This is a genomic window from Ruegeria sp. CF5, assembly GCF_056537325.1.
Genome location: NZ_JBQFRI010000006.1, coordinates 117,684 through 139,133, shown reverse-complemented (window position 1 = coordinate 139,133; position 21,450 = coordinate 117,684). Strand labels below are relative to the sequence as shown.

Below are 21,450 nucleotides of genomic sequence, written 5' to 3'. Positions count from 1 at the left end.
TGCAGTAGGGGACGCAAAAATGCGCCATCCATTCCTGATTCCGACCATGGTGACATTCGGGCTGCTGGTTTCGGCCTGCTCGGACAAATCCGAAGATACAGTTGAACGTACATTTCAGGATGTGAACGTCATCGACGAAACCAACCTGAATGACGTCATGCTAAGCGCGGCAGATCCGAACGAAGCGGTCACCTATTTCCACGGGGCCGCAAGCAAGAACCCGGGGCGGGCGGATTTGCAGCGCGGTCTTGCGATCTCGTTAACCCGCGCCAGAAGGTATACCGAGGCTTCCTCGGCCTGGGCCAAGCTCGTTGGCATGAAGGGCTCAAACGTTTCTGATAAGGTCGACTATGCCGATACTCTGGTTCGTGGTGGAGAGTGGGACCGCGCCAAGGAAGTGCTGAACTCGATTCCACCCACGCATGAATCGTTCGAACGCTATCGGCTTGAGGCGCTTGTGGCCGATTCCAACAAGGACTGGAAACGGGCCGATCACTTTTATGAGACAGCAGTTGGCCTGACCACGCGCCCGGCGGGCGTCATGAACAACTGGGGATACTCAAAACTCACACGCGGGAACTATTCCGACGCCGAGCGCCTGTTCTCAGAGGCTATCCGTCAGGACAAGTCACTGTTCACGGCCAAAAACAACCTCGTCCTGGCCCGCAGCGCGCAGGGAAACTATTCCATGCCGGTCATTCCCATGACGCAGGTGGAACGCGCACGGCTGCTGAACACGATGGCGATTTCCGCCGTAAAACAAGGCGATGTGACAACAGCCAAAAACCTGCTGCGCGAGGCGATAGCAACGCACCCGCAACATTTCGATGAAGCTGCACGGGCGCTGAGCGCGCTGGAAGAAGCATAGGTCCATGGCCATCCCCGCTGCGGCGGCACTATGGTTTTTGCCGTTTGTGCTGCCAATTTGCTTTTACGTCGCCTTCACCGACATGCGTGAAATGCGGATCAAGAACCACGCGGTTGTTGCGTTGGCGGTTGTGTTTCTGGTCGTTGGGCTTTTCGTTCTGCCGCCGTGGTCCGAGGAATGGAGCCAAGGTCACATTGGTCCACTGGCGGTATCCCTGCCGTCTTATGCTTGGCAATTGTTGCATCTGGTCGTCATTCTGATCATCGGCATTCTACTAAATGCCGGAGGCGCAGTTGGTGCTGGCGATGCCAAATTCGCTGCCGCAGCGGCACCGTTCATCTGGACCGATGACTTTCGGCTGCTCATGGCAATTTTTACCGCGACGATTCTGGGCGCCTTCGCCGCGCATCGGATCGGTAAATACACCGGATTGCGCCGGATCGCGCCCGAGTGGGAAAGCTGGGAAAAAGGCAAACTTTTTCCGATGGGCCTGACGCTCGGGGGAACACTCGCCATCTACCTGATACTTGGCGCAATGTTCGGTTCGTAAACCACCATTTACGCGCCTTGCCTGCGCCTTTGTCCTGCCACAAATCTGCGACAGATTTTCCACAAGCGGCCTCTACCGTATTGAATTGACGTGCAACCTTGACAGACGAGCGACGCTCATGAACATGCAAACCACTTCCGTTCTGGCCCCCCCTGCCCCGAAGGGCCTTGAGGAAATGCAGCTTCCGCTCGTGATGATGCGGGACATTCTGCTCAAGACTATTTTCCGGAAAAACGTATCGATTGTCAGCGAGATCGCAGAAGCCATCTGTCTGCCCGGTTCCGTAACACAGGAACTGGTCGATATTGCGCGGGAACAAAAGCTGCTTGAGGCAACCGGTACGCTGAACGCAAACAGCGGCAACGAAATGGGGTATCAGCTGACGGATGCGGGCAAGGCGCGGGCGCTGGATGCGCTGAGCCAGTCCGAGTATTTCGGGGCCATGCCCGTTCCTCTGGCTGTCTATCGCGAACAGGTCAAACGCCAATCGATCCGCAACATTCAGGTCACGCGTGATCAGCTGGTCGGGGCGATGGGGCATCTGGTTCTGCCAGACAGCCTGCTGGATCATCTGGGTCCCGCAGTCAGCGCTGGTCGTTCAATCCTGATGTACGGACCGCCCGGAAACGGTAAATCCTCGATCTCGAACGGGATCCGTGATGCGTTGGGCGACAATGTCTATGTTCCGCGCGCCATCGAATATGCCGGTCAGGTCATCACTGTATATGACCCGATCGTTCACAACGCGATCGAGCAGGAACCCGACGATCCAAACAGCCTGCGCCGCCGCAAACGGTTCGACACCCGATACGTGATGTGCGAACGCCCCACAGTTGTGACCGGTGGTGAACTGTCACTGAATATGCTGGATCTGGTTTATAACCCGACCGCGCGAACGTATCAGGCACCGCTGCAATTAAAATCCACCGGTGGCATCTTCATCGTCGATGACCTTGGGCGTCAGGCGGAACCACCGCAGGCGCTGATCAACCGCTGGATTGTTCCTCTGGAAGAAAACAAGGACATTCTGGGCCTGCAATCTGGTGAAAAATTCGAGGTTCCGTTCGACACGCTGGTCATCTTCTCGACCAACTTTCACCCGAACGAGATCTTCGACCAGGCGGCGTTGCGGAGGATTTTCTTCAAGATCAAGATCGACGGCCCGAATCAGGAGAACTTCCTGAAGATCTTTGCCATGGTCGCTCGTAAACGCGGCATGCCGCTGGACGAGGCCGCGCTGGTTCATCTGCTCAAGGTCAAATACCCGACGATCAATAATATCTATGCGAACTATCAGCCGATCTTTTTGATCGATCAGATGATCGCGATCTGCGAGTTTGAGGGCATTCCCTATCAGATGAGCCCTGACCTGATAGATCGGGCGTGGGCCAACATGTTCGTAAAGGACGAGCATATCGTCAAATGATCGGCCTTGCAGGATGTGGACGCATGGGCGCGCCGATGCTGGCCACCCTGCTGCGCGCGGGGTTTGAAGCCAGAGGTTTCGACACACGCCCTAGTTCCGAATTCGGGGTCCTGTCCACGCATGTCAGCAATGATGTAACGGCTTTCGCATCCGGCTTGCAGATTTTGCTTACGGTCGTGCGCGATATTCCCCAGACCGAAGATGTTCTGTTTGGCGCTCAGGGCTTTGCAAACATTGATACGCTGAAGCAGATCATCATTTGCTCGACGCTTTCCCCACGATATGTGCTGGATCTGCGCAAACGGATACCACCAACCGTCAGCCTGATCGATGCCCCGATATCCGGTGCACAAATAGCCGCGCAAGAAGCGCGTTTATCGTTCATGCTGGGTGGGACCAATGCGGATCTGGACGCCGCGCAACCACTTTTTGATGCAATGGGTGCGCATTTCCATCGGATGGGCCCGTACGGTTCAGGCATGCAGGCAAAAGTGCTCAACAATCTGCTGGCAGCTTCGAATACTGCGATGACGCGACTGGTGCTGGAGTGGTCGCAGAATTCCGACCTCGACGAAGGCAAGCTATTGAAGTTGATCCACACAAGCTCGGGCCAGAACTGGTTCGCGTCAAATTTCGACCAGATCGAATTCGCCCGGGATGGATACTCTACTGAAAACACGATTGGCATTCTGGAAAAGGATGTCGAGAGTGCGTTGGACGGTGTGCCGGAAGAGTTGGATAGGTCCCTGCCGTTGGCCGTCAGAGACGCAATCAGAAACCTGACGGAAAAGCGCTGAGAAGCCGTTTCCGTCCCGCTGGGACACGGGTATTCTGCGAGTATGACGCAGATTCCCGCCCCGATCAGAAACTGGTTCACATCAAGGGGCTGGACTGTTCATCCCCATCAAAAGGACCTGTATGCGCGCGCGGCCGATCCTGCCACGCTACTGATCGCGCCAACCGGCGGTGGCAAGACAATGGCAGGGTTCCTGCCCACGTTGGCAGAACTGGCGGACGGTTCCCATACCGGATTACACACGCTTTATGTCTCACCCCTGAAGGCGCTGGCCGCTGACATAAAGCGCAATCTGCGAACTCCGGTGGATGAGATTGGCCTGCCCATTCGCATCGAAGACCGGACTGGCGATACCTCGGCCACGCAGAAAAAGCGACAGCGCGCAGACCCGCCACATATCCTGCTGACAACACCTGAAAGTCTGGCATTGCTCACCTCATACGAGGACGCGCCCCGCATGTTCGACGGATTGCAGCGCGTGATCGTCGATGAAATCCACGCCCTTGCAGAAAGCAAGCGTGGCGATCAATTGATGCTGGCACTGGCGCGGTTGCAAGCGTTATGCCCACAGCTCAGACGCGTTGGGCTGTCGGCTACTGTCGAGGATCCAACGGCGATTGCACAGTTTCTGGCACGCCACCCGGACCCTTGCGCCATCGTTCAGGCCGATCCCGGCCCCGATCCCGATATCTCGATGCTCAAGACCGATGAGAAACCACCCTGGTCAGGGGGCGGCGCGGCCTATTCGATCCCCGCGGTTCTGGATCAGATCAGGCGGCACCAAACAACACTGATCTTTCACAACACCCGCGCACAGGCCGAAATCTTTTTTCGCAACCTCTGGCTGGCCAACGACGACGGACTGCCAATCGGCATTCATCATGGGAGCCTCGACCGGCAACAGCGTGAGCGGGTCGAAGGCGCGATGGTGCGTGGTGAACTGCGGGCCATCGTGTGCACAGGTTCACTGGATCTGGGCATCGACTGGGGCGATGTGGATCTGGTGATCCAGATCGGCGCGCCCAAAAACGTCAAACGTCTGGTGCAGCGCATTGGCCGTGCAAACCATCGATACAACGCCCCCTCCAAGGCGCTACTGGTTCCAGCGAACCGTTTTGAGGTAGTCGAGTGCGTGGCAGCGCTTGAGGCCGTCAGAGAGCATGATCTGGACGGAGACCCGCGCGGCCCCGGACCTCGCGATGTACTGAGCCAGCACATCCTGATCGCCGCAGCGGCTGGCCCGTTCGATGCGGACGCACTTTTTAACGAAATGGTGTCAGCCGGGCCATACGCCAACCTGACCCGCCCCGAGTTCGATGCCTGTCTCGAATTTTGCGCCACGGGCGGCTACGCCCTGCGCGCCTATGACCGCTGGCAGCGTTTGCAGCAGCGCCCCGACGGGCGGTGGCAATTGCGCGATCCACGCGCGGCACAGCGGATTCGCATGAATCTGGGGACCATCCAAGATACGGACACGCTGAAGGTTCGGCTGAAACGCAACCGGGGCGGCAAACCACTGGGAGAGGTCGAAGAAGCGTTTGCCGCGTCGCTGACCCCCGGCGATACCTTCCTGATCGGAGGGCAGATCGTCCGCTACGAAGGACTGCGCGAAATGGTGGTCGAGGTGACCCGGCGTGCAGACAAGAAGCCCAAGATCGCCACCTTTTCCGGCACGAAATTCGCAACCTCGACGCAGCTGAGCGACCGGATATTGCGAATGTTCGCCCAGAAAGACTGGCCGCAACTGCCGCAGCACACCGCGGAGTGGCTGGCGCTGCAGCGGGACGTCTCGCGCCTGCCCCGGCGCGACCGTTTGCTGATTGAAAGCTTCCCCGAGGACCGGCGCGAACATATCTGCGTCTATGGGTTTGCAGGGCGCAATGCACAGCAGACCCTTGGCCTGTTGCTGACCAAACGAATGGAGGAATTGGGGCTGGCCCCTCTTGGCTTTGTCGCAACGGATTACGCCACATTGATCTGGGGGCTTGATGCGGTCACCGACCCACGCCCTCTGTTTCACATCAACGCGCTGCGCGAGGGTTTGGAAACATGGCTGGCAGGAAATGCGGTGATGAAACGGACTTTTCGGGCATCCGCCACCATCGCCGGCCTCATCGAGCGCAACACTGGTGGTCAGCGCAAAACCGGGCGGCAGGCGACGTTTTCTTCCGATATCCTGTACGATACGCTGCAAAAATACGACCCCGACCATTTGCTGATGCAGATCACCCGCGAAGAGGCCATGCGTGGTCTGGTGGATTTTGGTCGCATCGAAGCAATGATCGGGCGGATCAGCGGCCAGATTGATCTGGTACGTCTGGATCGCGTGTCGCCACTGGCAGCACCGCTGTTTCTGGAAGTTGGCAAGGTGCCGGTCAAAGGCGACGCCGAAGAACGCCTGCTGGCCGAAGAGAGTGAGAAGTTGCTGCAAACTGCGGGTTTAACGCCCGGCTAGAAATGGCCTTGAAAAGACAGTCGAAACCAGCAAAGAACGTAACATGAACGGATGGGGTTTTTCTTTTGCGGAAACGCGGCTGTGTGCGCTCGGCTCGGGCGCTCTTTGGTGGCCCGGTCAATCGACGCTCTGTGTCTCGGATCTGCATCTTGGAAAATCCGAACGTATCGCACGCAGGGGCGGCCCATCGCTGCCCCCGTACGAAAGCCGCGACACACTGAACCGGCTTTCTGATGACATCGAGCGCACGGGCGCCGAAACGGTGATCTGTCTGGGCGACAGCTTTGACGACCTCATCGCCTCGACTGCTATCCCCGAGGCTGAGAGGTTGCAGATTTCGGCCCTACAGGCGGGACGGCGATGGATATGGATCGAGGGCAATCATGACCCCGGCCCGGTTGAGCTTGGCGGGACGCATTTGGCCGAGTGGAAATGCGAAGGTCTGGTTTTCCGCCACATCGCGGAACCCGGTGCCACAGCAGAGGTGTCAGGACACTATCACCCCAAAGCGCGCCTCCGGGCCCGTGGGCGATCCATCAGTCGCCCGGCCTTTCTGGTGGATGAAAATCGGCTGATTTTGCCTGCATACGGTACCTATACCGGAAGCCTGCGTAGTTCAGAACCGGCGCTGTCCAAACTTATGCAATCCAACGCGGTGGCCATTCTGACTGGTGCGCAACCCCGCGCCATTCCCATGCCGCGCTGATCTATAACACGCCCGCCTGTTCCAACATCGGTCGGTACTTCCGGCTGACAGGAACAAGATCTCCGTTTTTCAAACGCAGATGTGTTTTGCCTGCCGCACGCTCTGCCCCGACGATCGCGGCCTCAGTCACCCAATGGGACCTATGCGTGCAATGCCCCGGCATCGGCTCCATTTCGTCAATTGCGTCAGTGAACCTTGAGCGAATGGTAAAGGTTCCGTCCGAGGTAACGATGTCCACGTTGTGATCACGGACCGTCAGCCGGTAGATTTCGCCATTGAAGGACGCCGGTAACCGCTTTGTCATACGCGGTCGGATTTCGACATCTTCACGCGGCGCATATGCTTCGCCCCGCCGAATCAACAACAAGCCCGCCGCAAACAAGGCACCATAAGGCGCTACGGTCAAAAACGCCGGACGGGCCAAACCTTCGTATGTCAGGAGCAATGAAACCAACGCCCAAAGCAACGGCGTAAACAAAACAGCAATCAATACCGCAAATGTCAGGTCCTGAGCGACCTGCTTCAGATTACCCCATCGCCGTTTAACCAAATCCCCGGATGTCCACGTCACCCCTACCGCCAAGAGCATTACGCAGCTCCAGAACAGGAATCGGCACCCAAAGGAAAGTTCCACATGATGAAACGGCGGCACCGCGTAGCTGAGCAAAAATACAAAAACTAAACCGGAAACCAGCCTGAGTGGACCATATACAAACAAAATTGATTTCAGTTTTGACCGCATGCCAAAATTGCTAACCACCTACCCGATTGCCGGTCTAAATCTTCGGGAACCGTTACAGCACCAATTGCTCGACCGGAAATTCTGTATAACATTCAATGGAATGCAAGAAAACCGTTTGTTGGCCTCACTACGGAACTAGCCGGGTTTTTCGACGGTAAATTCACGTGGTCTCGGGTGAAAGGCGCGATGGCTGCGCGCGGCAGGCTTCACCGGGCCGCAAAAACTGCGGCCCGGTGTATTACTCAGGCAGTCAGACCTTCGGGTTCAGGCAGGCCGTTGGCACGGCAGCAGGCCGTCAGGGTATTGGCCAGCAGGCAGGCAATGGTCATCGGGCCAACGCCGCCGGGAACTGGTGTGATTGCGCCGGCAACCTGCGAAGCGCTTTCGTAGTGAACGTCGCCAACCAGCTTGTTCTTGCCGTCACGCTCGATCCGGTTGATGCCGACGTCGATGACGGTGGCGCCTTCCTTGATCCAATCGCCTGGCACCATCTCGGGTCGCCCAACAGCCGCGACAACAATGTCCGCGCGACGGACAACGTCGGGCAGGTCCTTGGTGCGCGAATGCGCGATGGTTACTGTGCAGCTGTCACCCAGCAGCAGCTGTGCCATCGGCTTGCCGACGATGTTCGAACGTCCCACGACGACCGCATCCATACCGGAAAGCGAACCGTGGTGGTCACGCAGCATCATCAGGCAGCCCAGCGGCGTGCAGGGCACCATCGATTTCTGGCCGGTACCAAGTAGACCCACATTCGAGATATGGAATCCATCGACATCCTTAGCCGGGTCGATGGAATTGATCACCAGATCTTCGTTCAGATGCTTGGGTAGCGGCAGTTGCACCAGAATGCCGTGGACCGCCGGATCATTGTTCAGCTTGTCGATCAACGCCAGCAGATCCTCTTCCGAGGTCTCAGGATCAAGCTTGTGTTCGTACGAGTTCATACCGACTTCGACGGTCATCTTGCCCTTGGAACGAACATAGACCTGGCTTGCGGGGTCTTCACCAACAAGAACCACGGCAAGACCCGGCGTGATGCCGTTTTCTTCCTTCAGTTTCGCAACCTGATCCGCCACTTGGGCGCGCACCTTGGCCGCAAAGGCCTTACCATCGATGACTTGGGCTACCATCCATTGATCCCTTCTTTCAAAAGCTGATCGGGCGCGATCATCGCGCCCGGTCTTTCAGTCCGCGCCGATCACACGTTCTTCACGCGCAATCGACCAGTCAATCAAAATTCGCCAGAGATTTTCGGCCAAGTCGGGGTCCATCCCCGCCTCGCCCGCGCTGGCGCGAACATTCTGCACCACTTGTTCGACCCGTTCCGGAATACGGGCTGGCAGACGCTCACCCGGTTTCAATTCAGCGGCGCGGTCGATGTAACCTGCGCGCGTAACCAGCATGTCGATCAGATGCCGGTCAAGTTTGTCGATCTGAACCCGCAGTTCCCGCATCGTGGCGCAATCCTGCGGCGGTGTCAGAGTGGGCATGTTGGTCTCCTCATGGCCCGGGGATTCCCCGGACCACGAGATGTCGTATTCAGCAGCTTAGAACAAGCCCTCGATCTCACCTGCGTCATTGAGGCAGATGGTTTCAGCAGCCGGTTTGCGCGGCAGACCGGGCATGGTCATGATCTCGCCGCAGACAACCACGATGAACCCTGCACCTGCGGAAAGGCGAACCTCACGCACCGGAACCGAGTGGCCGGTGGGTGCACCACGCAGGCTGGGATCGGTCGAGAACGAGTATTGGGTTTTCGCCATGCAGACCGGCAGGTTGCCATAGCCTGCTGCTTCCCACTCGTGCAGCTGGTTGCGGATCTTGGCATCGGCCAGAACTTCGTCAGCACGGTAGATGCGCTTGGCGATGGTTTCGATCTTTTCGAACAGCGGCATGTCGTCCGGGTAGATCGGCGAGAAGTTCGCGGTGCCTGCATCGGCCAGCTCGACAACCTTATGAGCCAGATCGGCAGAGCCTTCCGACCCCAGTTCCCAGTGACGCGACAGAATCGCTTCGACACCATGTTCCGCACAGTAGTCGCTGACGGCCTTAACTTCGGCATCCGTGTCGGTGACGAAGTGGTTGATGGCAACGACAACCGGCACACCGAACGATTTGACGTTTTCGATGTGACGGCCAAGGTTGGCGCAACCGCTGACAACTGCATCGACGTTTTCCGCGCCCAGATCGGCCTTGGCAACGCCACCGTTCATCTTCATCGCGCGCACGGTGGCGACCAGCACCACGGCCGACGGGGCGATGCCCGCCTTGCGGCACTTGATGTTCATGAACTTCTCGGCACCCAAATCGGCACCGAAACCGGCTTCGGTCACGACATAGTCGGCGACTTTCAGAGCGGTCTTGGTCGCGATGACCGAGTTACAGCCATGCGCGATGTTCGCGAACGGACCACCGTGGACGAAGGCCGGGTTGTTTTCCAGCGTCTGCACCAGGTTCGGCTGCATCGCGTCCTTCAGCAGAACGGTCATTGCGCCTTCAGCCTTGATGTCGCGGCAGTAGACCGGGGTCTTGTCGCGGCGGTAGGCAACGATGATGTCACCCAGGCGCTTTTCCAGATCTTTCAGGTCGTTTGCCAGGCACAGGATCGCCATGACTTCGGACGCCACGGTGATGTCAAAACCTGCTTCACGCGGGAAGCCGTTCGATACACCGCCCAGCGAGCAGGTGATCTGACGCAGGGCGCGGTCGTTCATGTCGACCACACGGCGCCATGCGACGCGGCGCATGTCGATCTTCTGCTCGTTACCCCAGTAGATGTGGTTGTCGATCATTGCCGACAGCAGCGAGTGGGCCGAGGTGATGGCGTGGAAGTCACCTGTGAAGTGCAGATTCATCTCTTCCATCGGAACAACCTGCGCGTAACCGCCACCTGCAGCGCCGCCCTTCATGCCGAAGTTCGGGCCAAGCGAGGCTTCGCGGATACAGATCATCGCGTTTTTGCCGATGCGGTTCAGGCCGTCGCCCAGACCAACGGTGGTGGTGGTTTTACCTTCACCTGCCGGGGTCGGGTTGATCGCGGTCACAAGGATCAGCTTGCCATCTTTGCGGTCCTGAACCGAGTTGATAAAGTCCTGGCTGACCTTTGCTTTGTCATGGCCATAGGGCAGCAAATCCGCGGATTCGATGCCGATTCTTGCGCCGATTTCCTGAATCGGCTTCTTGTTCGCCTCGCGGGCGATTTCGATGTCGGATTTGTAGCTCATTGGGCAGGGTCCCTGGTTGAATTCCGTGCAAAACCGACGCGCAGCGTCGGCGCTGTGCAATCCATACCGTTGTGTACAATTGAGATGGATATAGATTCCGACATAATCATGCCGTGAAGCGGCGTCGCCTCGATTCGGTGTGTTCTAATCCATCGGATTAAAGCATTATGGCGCCCAGTTTCGCTGATCCGGCACAAACAAAGTCAATGCATCACCAAGTGCCAGCGCACCCGGGCGTTCAACCCAGGCTGTGACGCCCCGACGATTTTGGGCTGCCGGTTTGAATGCTGCCCCGTATCCCGGTGAAACCGACTCGATCTCGCGGCCGGGAATGACGCAGGGGCGGTTTTCCATATCCACGGTCAAAGTCAGACCACCCGATGCCTGCAACCGGGACGATGGCGGGATATGGGTGAAATCAGGTATTCCCCGCACGACGACGCTTGCCCCCAGCAGCGCCGGGTCAAGCCGGTCCAGACCCATCTCGGCCGCGATTACATCCAGTTCTTCTGCCGACAACACCGTAAGTTGGCGGACATTCCGGATTTCGGTCCCCACCGGGTACAGATTTTTCACACGCACGCAGGAAGCGCGATTGACACCCTCGTGCCGGGCGCCCCGATCGCCCGGGAAATCCAGTTCCAGCGTATCAACAGGTGTCGCGCGCAACGATTGTCCATGTGGGACATGTCCAAGCCAGACAACTTCGCCCGAGAATTCCGTTTCGCGCAATACCGGCATGCGGTCCCTCATTCCATTCGATGATCACCGCGATACTAATAATCGGTACCAAAGGATTGAAAAGTAAAAAGACCCGGGAATTCCCGGGTCTTTTGGATCAGGCCGTCGGTTCAGGCTCCATCCCGCCTTCGGGCGGTGCCTTCTTGGGCTTGGTCTTGGGAATGGCGGTTACGCTTGGCGCGCTGCCTTCATCCGGCTTGTCGCCTTCGTCATCACCATCGCCGGGCGACTCGCCGTTCATAACGCGTTTGATCTCATCGCCAGTCAGGGTTTCATATTCCAGCAGACCCTGCGCAAGACGCTCCCACTCTTCATTGTGGTCAGTCAGAATCTTGTGGGCGCGTTCATACCCTTGCTGAATCAGGTTTTTGACCTCTTCTTCGATCAGCTCTTTTGTATGAGCGGAAACCGAGAAGCCCGCCGTGTTGCCGGAATATCCTTCATGCGCTTCGGCATAGTCGATATTGCCGACCTTGTCGGACATACCCCAACGCATCACCATGGCGCGCGCCAACTGGCTTGCCTGCTGAATGTCACCCGCCGGGCCGTTCGAGACGTGGTCTTCACCGTATTTGATGATCTCGGCGGCCTTGCCCGCCATAGTCATCGCGAGTTTTTGCTCGCACTCGTCCTTGTGCCAGTTCAGACGGTCGATTTCAGGTAGGGAAACCACCATACCCAACGCACCACCGCGCGGGATGATCGTTGCCTTGTAGACCGGATCGCATTCGGGAAGAACCAGACCAACAACAGCGTGACCCGCTTCGTGATAGGCGGTCTTTTCTTTCTGGTCCTGCGTCAGCACCATCGAGCGGCGCTCGGCCCCCATCATCACCTTGTCTTTCGCGTTCTCGAAATCTTCCATGGTGACAAAGCGACGACCAACACGTGCAGCCATCAGCGCGGCCTCATTCACAAGGTTGGCCAGATCAGCACCCGAGAAACCCGGCGTGCCGCGCGCGATGATGCGCAGATCGACGTCGGGGCCCAAGGGCGTCTTGCGGGCGTGGACGCCCAGAATTTTCTCGCGGCCCTTGATGTCGGGATTTCCGACAGTGACCTGACGGTCGAACCGGCCCGGACGCAGAAGCGCGGGGTCCAGAACGTCCTTGCGGTTGGTGGCCGCCAGAATGATCACGCCTTCGTTCGCCTCGAACCCGTCCATCTCGACCAGCAACTGGTTGAGGGTCTGTTCACGTTCGTCGTTACCACCGCCATAGCCTGCGCCACGATGGCGGCCCACAGCGTCGATTTCGTCGATAAACACGATACAAGGCGCGTTCTTCTTCGCCTGTTCGAACATGTCACGAACACGGCTAGCACCGACACCAACGAACATTTCGACAAAGTCCGAACCCGAAATGGTAAAGAACGGCACACCTGCCTCACCCGCGATCGCGCGGGCCAGCAGGGTCTTACCAGTACCCGGAGGGCCAACCAGCAACGCGCCTTTGGGAATCTTGCCGCCAAGGCGCGAGAATTTCTGCGGGTTACGCAGGAATTCGACGATCTCTTCCAGCTCTTCCTTGGCTTCGTCGATCCCAGCTACGTCATCAAAGGTCACGCGGCCATGCTTTTCGGTCAGCATTTTCGCTTTGGACTTGCCAAAGCCCATCGCGCCGCCTTTGCCGCCGCCCTGCATCCGGTTCATGAAATAGACCCAGACGCCGATCAGCAGCAGGAAGGGCAGCAAAGTGATGATGAAGGACTGGAAGCCCGATTGTTGCTGCTTTTCGGCCCGAACGGGGATGTCCTTGTCGATCAGCAGTTTCGTTACCTCGGCATCGGTCGGCTTGATGGTCACATAGTCCTTGCCGTCATTGGTTCGATACCGGATTTGTTCGCCGTCCAGCGTCACATTCTTGACTTCACCCGCATCCACCGCGCTGACAAAATCGGAATAGGTTCTTTCATGGCTCTGGAGCGTTCCACCAGTGCCACTGAACAGGTTGAACAGTGCCAGGATCAAAAGGAACAAGACGACCCAGAAGGCGATATTTCGAGCGTTGCCCAAGGAAATTCTCCCAAAACGTTTCGGCAATTAAGGGGACTGCCGGGTTATCCCTTAAAATAGAGATGATTGAGGCAGGTTCAATGCGATAAAAGCGATGCGTAAAACTCTTCGGCTTCAGCATGGGTTTCGACCCGCCAGCCGTTTGGAAATCCGGCCAGCGGTGCGGCCAGCAGTTCCTCTCCGTCCCAGACAGCCGGAGTGGAAATCAGCGCGACCCTTGGCCTTCCGGTCTCACGCCAGTCCGGAAGGCGGCGCAACCCGTCTTCTCCCAAAGCTTTTACCCGGGCGGTGTCAGGTCCTGCACCTGTCACAATCCACCTACCATCCCAGCATTGCCCGGGGCGACAGATTTCATCGCGAACCGCGTTAAATTCCCTGCAAAACCGCACTTTACCGTTGGCAGGCACATACACACAGCCACCGAATACGCCGGACTCTCCGTTGCGTACCGACGCTATGGCCTGCTCGACTGCGCCCTTGCGTGGCGGATATTCCTTACGGCCCATCCATGAAACGATTCCAGCGATCAACCTCCGAACGATTTCGTCCGGCAAGCCGGCAAGGCCATCTACGTCAACCAACACATCACCTGCATCCACCTGCGTTACCTTGCGTGCGGATTCCTGCGCAAACCGCTCCAAAGCCTCACGGGCTTGTGTCAGATTGTCGGCTACGCGTGAAAGTGTTTCCGCGGTAATTCCCAGCGGCGCGAGCCCGGCAAGCGCCTCGCGCGCCTTTATGCGGTCAAATCTGGTGTCCTGATTCGAAGGATCCTCGACCCATCCAATACCCTCAGATTTCAGAAAGGCGCGCAGACGGGCGCGCGTAATTCCAAGCATCGGACGCAACAACTGTACCCCGTCCTGAAGACGCGCGACAGGCATGGCCGCCAAACCGGTGACACCGGCCGAACGCCCCAGCCGCATCAACACCGTTTCGGCCTGATCATCGGCGGTGTGCCCCAACAAAATGGCATCGATTCCGTTGCGCTCGGCCCAGTCGGCAAGCAACCGATACCGGGCGCGTCTGGCTTGATCCTGCAGGTTTCCCGATCCGTCCCATCCGCCCCAGTTCAGGATTTCGTGTGGAACATTCAGCCGCGCGGCGAGCTCGGCCACCGATGCCGCTTCTGTCGCGGATTCGGGCCGCAATCCATGGTCAACGGTTGCCGCCAGAACCTCGGTGCCTTCCTCATTCGCGATTCCCGTGATCAGGCACAGCAAGGCAACGGAATCCCCGCCGCCAGAGACGGCCACACCAAGTCGTTTTGGTAACACCGAGGCAAGCCGCGCCCGAATTTCGGCCCGAAGTGTATCTGCCTGTAAGGTCAAGAACAGCCCAAGGATGCCATCTCTTGCGTCGCATCCGCCACCGAAGTCGACGTCGGGAAGCGAACCCCAACCTCGCCCAACGTTATGCAGGCCTGATCGGTTTGACCCAACCGCCCAAGTGCAGCGCCAAGTTCATACAGTGCCTCAGGCGCTACCGGACCTTCCGATGCGCCTGTAAAACTGGCAAGGAACGCCCGCGCCGCTTCGCGCGTGTCACCCAGACCTTCCAAAGCCTGCCCTCGTTTCAGATGCGCTTCGGGCGCCAGAGGGCTGCCGGGATAAGAGGTGTCAAATTGCGCGAACATGTTTGCCGCCGACTGGAAATCTCCATCGGCCAAAGCCTTTGTAGCCGCATCAAAATCTGCCTGCTCGCCAATCGCCAGCTCACCCTGTTCATCACCGGTGGGTTGCGCGGGGTTCGAGGGATTTGCCGCTACCACGGGCGCATCGCCGCCACCCAGCGTCGAGGTTTCGCCAAGCGTGCTCAGGTCACCGCCTTCAAGCTCAACCAGCCGGAACTCCAGGTCGCCAATACGGTTGGTTCCATCGGCCACGATGTTCTCGATACGCTGGTTCATCTGCTCCGTCTGGCGCGTCAGGCGCTGCAACTCAGCCTCGATGGTGTTCACCCGTTCCAGAACGGTATCGCCGGACAGGTTTGGCGCCGGAGAACCTGTAGTCGAAAACTCGCGTTTCAGACGCTGAATCTCGACATGCAGAATTGTCAGCTCCTGACGGATATCCGCCAGTGTCTGCTGATCCTGCGCCTGTGCAACACCAGCGGTCGCGATGACCGCCGCCAGAACCAAACCTGCAATTCGCATTCTGTTACCCCGTCGTTGAACCCGTCAGCACAGTCACGGCCCGACGGTTCTTGGAATAGCACTCCTCGGTGCTGCAAATCTCAATCGGGCGTTCCTTGCCATAGCTGATGGTCTGAAGGCGGTTGCCAGCAACACCGCGCGAAATCAGGTATTCACGCGCCGCATTTGCACGCCTTGCGCCAAGGGCAAGGTTGTATTCCCGCGTGCCTTGTTCATCCGCGTGCCCTTCGATGGTCGCGTTGAAATCGGGATTCGCCATAAGCCACTCGGCCTGCCCCTGAAGGGTCGTCTGCCCCTGTGCCGTCAACGTCGACTGATCCACCTGAAACAGAACACGATCACCGACCGCCTGCTGGAAATAGGCGGGTGAGCGCGGATCGCTGGGCGAGCCCGGCACGACCGAGCCACTGCCGGTTCCGCCTCCGCCAAGTCCGGATGGATCGTTGTTGCTGCAGGCGGCGATCAGCGTCAGCGCGCCCAGAGCAGCTATTTTGCCCAATACGTTCATTCCAATGCCTCGTGTTCGGTTTGTTATTGGCCTCTCTCTACCACAGCGACCGGACCTTGTGAACGCTGCCGGTCGCCGGGCCAGATCAATTCTGCAATGGCGACCACGAGGGGTCGCTGGCCCCATCCGGCGTCCGAACAGGTCGCAGGTTGCGCCCGGTGATGTCCACCGAATACAGCGAGGACCGTCCGCTTGCCCCCTGTGTTTCCCGCGAGAACATGATGACCCGACCGTTGGGCGACCAAGTTGGCCCTTCGTCAAGGAACGAGGCCGTCAACAAGCGTTCCTCGCTGCCATCCGTGCGCATCACGCCGATGTGGAACCGACCCTGATTCTGCTTGGTAAACGCCACCAGATCACCACGCGGTGACCAGACCGGCGTTCCATAGCGTCCCTGACCAAAGCTGATGCGGGTCGCCTCACCTCCGTTGGCGGACATGATGTAAAGCTGCGGCGTTCCCGAACGGTCGCTTTCAAACACGATCTGCGTTCCATCCGGTGAATAGCTTGGCGCGGTTTCGATCGCCGGAGTGTTGGTCAAGCGCGTGCTCTGACCGGATGCCAGATCCATTTTCCACAGGTCGGTATTTCCGCCCTGCGTCAGCGAATAAACGATCGAGCGGCCGTCCGGCGAGAACCGTGGCGAAAAGCTCATCGTGCCTTCCTGTGTGTTCAGAACCTGCCGCTTCACCCGTCCGACATCCAGAACATAGATACGTGGGGTACCGCTTTCATAGCTGGTGTAGAGCAGCCGGTCGCCAGAAGGTGAGAACCGGGGCGCCAGAACGATTGCCGCGCTGTCGGTCAGGTACTGAACGTTTGCCCCGTCATAGTCCATGATCGCCAGCCGCTTGCGCCGCTGATCCTTCGGCCCGCTTTCCGAAACAAAGGCCACGCGGCTGTCGAAATAACCCCCTTCACCAGTGATCCGGCTATAGACCTGATCGGCCACCTTGTGGGCCATACGGCGCCAGCCATCAGTGGTTCCGGCAAATTGCAGCCCGTCCCCCATCTCCTGACCCGAAAAGACATCCCACACCCGGAACCGAACCGTCAGGCGTTTGCCCGATACATTGACGGCGCCGGTGACCAGAGCCTGCGCGTTGATGGCCTTCCAGTCCGCAAACTGAACCGGCGCATCGAAACTGCTGACACGACTGATGAATGCGTCTGATGATATCTCGCGAAACAGTCCCGTTCCGGTCAGGTCCGCTGCGATGACCCGGGATATATCGTTGGCATATTGCGTTGCCGCCGGGCCGTCAGGGACGAAACTGGGCACCGCGAAAGGCAGCGGTTCGATCACGCCCTCGTCTATCTCAATTCGAAGCGGCGTGTTTTGTGCATAGGCCGGAGCCATCAACAGCGTCATGCCGACAAAGAGGCTGGTCAGGAATTTCATCATTTGATCCGCATCCTCTCGGGATTGAATGTAATTTCGATATTTTGCCAATGGGCATATTTGTCAGCAGGCAGGTCATATCCCCTAGCACCGCCGCGGATAATTGCGCGCCGAGCAGCCTCAAACGCTTTGTTGGTGGAAACCGGTGTTCCGCCCGAACTACTCAACAAACGGATACTGCCCTCAACTAACTTACCATCTGGGCTCAATGAGAATCCTACGACCACAATGGTATTCAATGCATCAGTGGACAGCGAGCCAACATTCCATTTATCGGAAATTGCCCGTCGCAACGCATCCTTTTCACCGCCAGTCAGCGGAGGGCCAGAGGGTTTTGCTTCAGGCTGTGTTGCTTCTCCCCCCAAAGCCTCTCTTACCGCGTCGCTTGCATCGATTGCAGGCACCTCGGCCACTTCGGTTTCGGCAGGTGCCGGAGGTTGCGGTCGACGAACCTGCGGGCGCGGCGAGCGTTCCGGAGCCAGATCATCACTTTCTTCGGCTTCGGTCACGATCTGATCCGTTGCTTCCTCGGGCGCGGTCTGTTCCTGCTGATCTTGCTGCGTCTCGGCCCCTTCGTCCTGTGACACCGGAGGGGTTTCCACATCATCCGGCTTTACATCTGGCGGTGGCGGGGCAACCGGTTGCGGCGCGACTTTGTCTGCTGGGCGTGGATTGGCCTCGGGACCGGGCGGAACCGGAAGGGCGGCCACCTGAGTGTCGGGCTCATCCAACGCCGGGGGTTGGTCAATCACCTCGGGTTCAGGGGGTGTCACAACCGGCTCGGGTTCGACCTCCGGCTCAGGTTCGGCGGGAACCACGGGATCGGGACGGGACTGTTCGTCCTCTACCGGTTGCGGCGCATTCACGTCCTCGGCAGGTTCCGGGGGCTGTTGCAGGTCAGGTAGCGCATTCGTCACATCCGGCACCTGCTGGGCCGCAGTCATCGCCGCAAATTCCTCAGCCGAAATCACGGATACATCCTGCGTGTCGAACGGCAGCGGTTCGGATCGGAACGTACCGCCGAACAGCGCCCATCCAACCAGTGTCACATGGGCAATCGCCGAGATCTTGGTGCCGGTCTGCAAATCGCGGCCTCACTCTCCACCTTCGTCCAGCGTCGGCCCGCCCGTATCTGTCACCAGACCCACATTGGAAAACCCGCCCGAATTGAGCGCCCCCATTACCTGCATCACCTGCGCATAAGGGATGGTACCGTCGGCGCGCAAAAACACCCTGTCACTTGTTCGTTCAGCCGCAATTGCGCGCAGCTTGCCAATCAAATCTTCGCGCGCGACATCCGTTGTCTGGATCTGCACGCGGCCATCGGCGGTCAACGTCACGGTCAGCGGCTCTTCGTTATCACCGGGCAGCGCATTTGCCGCCGTCTTGGGCAACTCGACCGGAACTCCGACCGTCAACAGAGGTGCAGCCACCATGAAAATGATCAGCAGCACCAGCATGACGTCCACAAATGGCGTCACGTTGATTTCGGCCATTGGCTGCGCCCGGCCCCGCCGCCTGCCGCGCCTGCGTCCGTTGCCTCCGTTCTGCTGTACCGCCGCGCCCATGTCAGCCGTCCAACTGACGCGACAGGATCGTGGCAAATTCATCGGCAAAGGCTTCGTACCCCGCGACGATGCGATCACTGTCCGCGCTCAGCTTGTTGTAAAAGATAACCGCCGGAATGGCCGCCAAAAGACCAAGGCCAGTAGCCAGCAAAGCTTCGGCAATACCCGGTGCGACGACAGCCAGATTGGTGTTCTGTTGCTCGGCAATCTCGATAAACGCGTTCATGATGCCCCAGACCGTACCGAACAGTCCGATAAACGGCGCGGTCGAACCCACTGTCGCCAATACAGGCAGACCCTTTTGCAAGGTCTCGGCCTCTTTTGCGATGGCAACATCCATCGACCTGTCGATCCGCGCCTGCGCCCCGGCGATCATGCCGCCATCGTTTCGATGTGATCGTCGCCATTCGATCATGCCCGAGGCAAAAATCTTTTCCGAACTGCCATCGGGCTGAGTGCCAATCTGTTCAAACAGCTCATCCAGCGGATTACCGGACCAGAAGCTCTCATCAAAGTTCTGCGCCTCACGCCGCGCGGCGCGGTAGTTGATCAGCTTTTGGACAATGATGGCCCAGGACCAGAAGGATGCGATCAGAAGGATCAGCATCACCACTTTCACGATAAAGGTTGCGCGGGCAAACAGCCCCCACATGGAGAAATCGATCTCCTGCGCCAGCGCCAGCGTTTCAGCTTCCATAAACCTGCTCTTTTTTGCCTGATGGCCGTTCATTCAGCCTTGTTTTGCCGAACGCTAACGCAGATTGGGCCGAAAAGCCAACAGAACCACCCCCATGGACCAAATTGTTACTTCAATGCGCGAATCTCTGCCGGAAGGCGGATCGGCTTGCCCTCGCTGTTGATGCAAACCGCTGTCACAGTGGCCCGGAAAATCTCGGTCTCACCCCGCAGGACCAGTTGCGCCATCGTCAGCCGAACGCCGGACATCGACACCACCTCGGTCTCGACAATCAACTCATCGTCGAACTTGGCAGAGGCCAAATATTCAGCCTCGACCTTACGAACGACCCAGACAATCCCCGCATCGCGCATGGCGTTCTGATCATTACCCAGATTGCGCACCCAATCGGATCGGGCGCGTTCGATGAACCGAAGGTAATTCGCGTGATAAACGACCCCGCCCATATCGGTGTCTTCGTAATACACGCGGATCGGGAAGGTGTGCCGGGTGTTCGTCATATCCAGCCCATCCAAATGATTACCGCACCAAATGCCAAGAGGCCTAAGGCCTCAAGTATAGCCTTTCGTTTTGCGGCGGTTATTTCGTGACCACGCTCTGCCAACCCTGACCACACAGTATTTCCGGCCTGAATTGAAGAATACGCCGAAACACAAAGCCCTATTGAAGCAAGCACATTAAATGTTGGCGACACCCAGTCTCGAGAGGCAACTAAAAAAACGGCAGCAACGACCATCAATGCAACTCCAACCCTACGGGCGAGTTTGGACCGATTTATTGCAGCTTGAACTATCGCGCTTTGCCTCTGCGCTTCCGGTTCATGTTTTGCGAGCTGTCCAAAAGTTAACAATCCCAGAAGCATGGAAAAGCCAAGAATAGCACCGGAAATTTGGGTCGCAAAAAGTGGATCAATCAAGATGGACGCTCCAAACGGGCAAACAGACGCAATGCATGTGAAGCGTCATGGGCTACGGCTGGCAAGACCGGATCGTAAGCGGACCGAATTAACGCTGCGATATCCGGGCGCAGAACAGTTGTGTCCGCCGCAACCGCCAGAGGAGACTTTTCACGAAATGCGCTATCGCTCCAAAGCAGAACGGTCTGCACAACCTGACTCAGCGCAAGCGTCTCGGCCGGAATCTTCGACAGCTCTTCATCCATCTTCAGGAATACGAAGGCCGCTTTGATCGCGCCAACTTCGTCAAACCGAAACACGCGATACTGATTGGCCTCTGCCTCGATCAGACGCTCAACCAAAGGCCCAAGATCCGCGATCAGGCGATCAAGATCGGGCACCTCAAGAAGCTCCTGCCATTCACGAAAAAAGAAGACCATGCAGTTGGCCCCCAGTTCCGGATCAGTTTCGGCCATTTTGTGCCCGGCCAGCGCCACCACCGCTTCAAAGGCGCCTTTGACGACCGATAGCGTCCGATCCTCGACCCCAAAAACGATCGGCACGATTGGCCGCCCCCAGCGGGCAAACAGAAACTCACCGCTTTCGCGCGTGAACAGCGCTTCAATCTCTTCCGGTGTCACGTTGTTTCCTCTTGCCTCAAATATTCCCGCCAGAGGCATAAAATCTTCGGCGCGCCGCT

General features: G+C 58.2%; 22 protein-coding genes. 6 read left to right on the top strand and 16 right to left on the bottom strand.

What is annotated here, in order from left to right; translation table 11 throughout:
- The first annotated feature begins 19 nt into the window (after window positions 1-19).
- From ACR0NW_RS15305 to pdeM, 6 genes are all read left to right on the top strand, one after another.
- The gene (locus ACR0NW_RS15305) at window positions 20-868 is read left to right on the top strand and encodes a tetratricopeptide repeat protein (RefSeq protein ID WP_480451142.1); all 849 of its coding nucleotides are present in this window, start codon (window positions 20-22) and stop codon (window positions 866-868) included.
- A gap of 4 nt (window positions 869-872) precedes the next feature.
- Window positions 873-1,418, top strand: coding sequence for a prepilin peptidase (locus ACR0NW_RS15300; RefSeq protein ID WP_480451144.1), 546 nt, complete (start codon window positions 873-875; stop codon window positions 1,416-1,418).
- A gap of 118 nt (window positions 1,419-1,536) precedes the next feature.
- Window positions 1,537-2,844 carry an ATPase gene (locus ACR0NW_RS15295; protein ID WP_170651408.1) on the top strand — a complete coding sequence of 436 codons (1,308 nt, stop codon included), beginning with the start codon at window positions 1,537-1,539 and terminating at the stop codon, window positions 2,842-2,844.
- Complete coding sequence (locus ACR0NW_RS15290; protein WP_480451146.1) at window positions 2,841-3,641, top strand: NAD(P)-dependent oxidoreductase; 801 nt, start codon at window positions 2,841-2,843, stop codon at window positions 3,639-3,641. Before ACR0NW_RS15295 ends, ACR0NW_RS15290 begins: the two co-directional genes overlap by 4 nt.
- Before the next feature lie 42 nt (window positions 3,642-3,683).
- Window positions 3,684-6,095 (top strand): ligase-associated DNA damage response DEXH box helicase, encoded by a 2,412-nt coding sequence (locus ACR0NW_RS15285; RefSeq protein WP_480451148.1) that lies wholly within the window; start codon window positions 3,684-3,686, stop codon window positions 6,093-6,095.
- Window positions 6,096-6,138: 43 nt separating this feature from the next.
- Window positions 6,139-6,801, top strand: a complete 663-nt coding sequence (pdeM, locus tag ACR0NW_RS15280; RefSeq protein WP_480451150.1) for a ligase-associated DNA damage response endonuclease PdeM — start codon at window positions 6,139-6,141, stop codon at window positions 6,799-6,801.
- Between the two features lies 1 nt (window position 6,802).
- Here the strand turns inward: pdeM and ACR0NW_RS15275 are convergent, their stop codons facing one another.
- From ACR0NW_RS15275 to ACR0NW_RS15200, 16 genes are all read right to left on the bottom strand, one after another.
- The gene (locus ACR0NW_RS15275; protein WP_480451152.1) at window positions 6,803-7,390 is read right to left on the bottom strand and encodes a LytTR family DNA-binding domain-containing protein; all 588 of its coding nucleotides are present in this window, start codon (window positions 7,388-7,390) and stop codon (window positions 6,803-6,805) included.
- Between the two features lie 395 nt (window positions 7,391-7,785).
- Entirely contained in the window at window positions 7,786-8,676 is an 891-nt protein-coding gene (folD, locus tag ACR0NW_RS15270) for a bifunctional methylenetetrahydrofolate dehydrogenase/methenyltetrahydrofolate cyclohydrolase FolD (protein ID WP_480451154.1), read from the bottom strand.
- Between the two features lie 54 nt (window positions 8,677-8,730).
- On the bottom strand, window positions 8,731-9,036 hold the full coding sequence (locus ACR0NW_RS15265; protein ID WP_480451155.1) for a chorismate mutase: 306 nt from the start codon (window positions 9,034-9,036) through the stop codon (window positions 8,731-8,733).
- Between the two features lie 57 nt (window positions 9,037-9,093).
- Window positions 9,094-10,770, bottom strand: a complete 1,677-nt coding sequence (locus ACR0NW_RS15260) for a formate--tetrahydrofolate ligase (protein WP_480451157.1) — start codon at window positions 10,768-10,770, stop codon at window positions 9,094-9,096.
- Window positions 10,771-10,935: 165 nt separating this feature from the next.
- Window positions 10,936-11,511 (bottom strand): MOSC domain-containing protein, encoded by a 576-nt coding sequence (locus ACR0NW_RS15255; RefSeq protein WP_480451158.1) that lies wholly within the window; start codon window positions 11,509-11,511, stop codon window positions 10,936-10,938.
- 97 nt (window positions 11,512-11,608) lie between these two features.
- The gene (gene ftsH / locus ACR0NW_RS15250) at window positions 11,609-13,525 is read right to left on the bottom strand and encodes an ATP-dependent zinc metalloprotease FtsH (protein ID WP_170651399.1); all 1,917 of its coding nucleotides are present in this window, start codon (window positions 13,523-13,525) and stop codon (window positions 11,609-11,611) included.
- A 77-nt stretch (window positions 13,526-13,602) separates the two neighbouring features.
- Window positions 13,603-14,856 (bottom strand): tRNA lysidine(34) synthetase TilS, encoded by a 1,254-nt coding sequence (gene tilS / locus ACR0NW_RS15245; protein WP_480451160.1) that lies wholly within the window; start codon window positions 14,854-14,856, stop codon window positions 13,603-13,605.
- Entirely contained in the window at window positions 14,853-15,680 is an 828-nt protein-coding gene (ybgF, locus tag ACR0NW_RS15240) for a tol-pal system protein YbgF (RefSeq protein WP_480451162.1), read from the bottom strand. Before ybgF ends, tilS begins: the two co-directional genes overlap by 4 nt.
- 4 nt (window positions 15,681-15,684) lie before the next feature.
- Complete coding sequence (pal, locus tag ACR0NW_RS15235; protein WP_170651396.1) at window positions 15,685-16,188, bottom strand: peptidoglycan-associated lipoprotein Pal; 504 nt, start codon at window positions 16,186-16,188, stop codon at window positions 15,685-15,687.
- Window positions 16,189-16,273: 85 nt separating this feature from the next.
- Window positions 16,274-17,593 (bottom strand): Tol-Pal system beta propeller repeat protein TolB, encoded by a 1,320-nt coding sequence (gene tolB / locus ACR0NW_RS15230; protein WP_170651395.1) that lies wholly within the window; start codon window positions 17,591-17,593, stop codon window positions 16,274-16,276.
- On the bottom strand, window positions 17,590-18,675 hold the full coding sequence (locus ACR0NW_RS15225) for an energy transducer TonB (protein WP_480451164.1): 1,086 nt from the start codon (window positions 18,673-18,675) through the stop codon (window positions 17,590-17,592). The genes tolB and ACR0NW_RS15225 overlap by 4 nt, the downstream gene beginning before the upstream one ends.
- A 9-nt stretch (window positions 18,676-18,684) precedes the next feature.
- A complete protein-coding gene (tolR, locus tag ACR0NW_RS15220; RefSeq protein WP_480451165.1) occupies window positions 18,685-19,158 on the bottom strand; it encodes a protein TolR in 474 nt (157 codons plus the stop codon).
- Between the two features lies 1 nt (window position 19,159).
- On the bottom strand, window positions 19,160-19,855 hold the full coding sequence (gene tolQ, locus ACR0NW_RS15215) for a protein TolQ (RefSeq protein ID WP_170651392.1): 696 nt from the start codon (window positions 19,853-19,855) through the stop codon (window positions 19,160-19,162).
- A 107-nt stretch (window positions 19,856-19,962) separates the two neighbouring features.
- Window positions 19,963-20,355, bottom strand: coding sequence for a tol-pal system-associated acyl-CoA thioesterase (gene ybgC / locus ACR0NW_RS15210; RefSeq protein WP_480451167.1), 393 nt, complete (start codon window positions 20,353-20,355; stop codon window positions 19,963-19,965).
- The gene (locus ACR0NW_RS15205; RefSeq protein ID WP_480451169.1) at window positions 20,352-20,771 is read right to left on the bottom strand and encodes a hypothetical protein; all 420 of its coding nucleotides are present in this window, start codon (window positions 20,769-20,771) and stop codon (window positions 20,352-20,354) included. Before ACR0NW_RS15205 ends, ybgC begins: the two co-directional genes overlap by 4 nt.
- Entirely contained in the window at window positions 20,768-21,391 is a 624-nt protein-coding gene (locus ACR0NW_RS15200; RefSeq protein ID WP_480451170.1) for a hypothetical protein, read from the bottom strand. The genes ACR0NW_RS15205 and ACR0NW_RS15200 overlap by 4 nt, the downstream gene beginning before the upstream one ends.
- Between the last annotated feature and the right edge of the window lie 59 nt (window positions 21,392-21,450).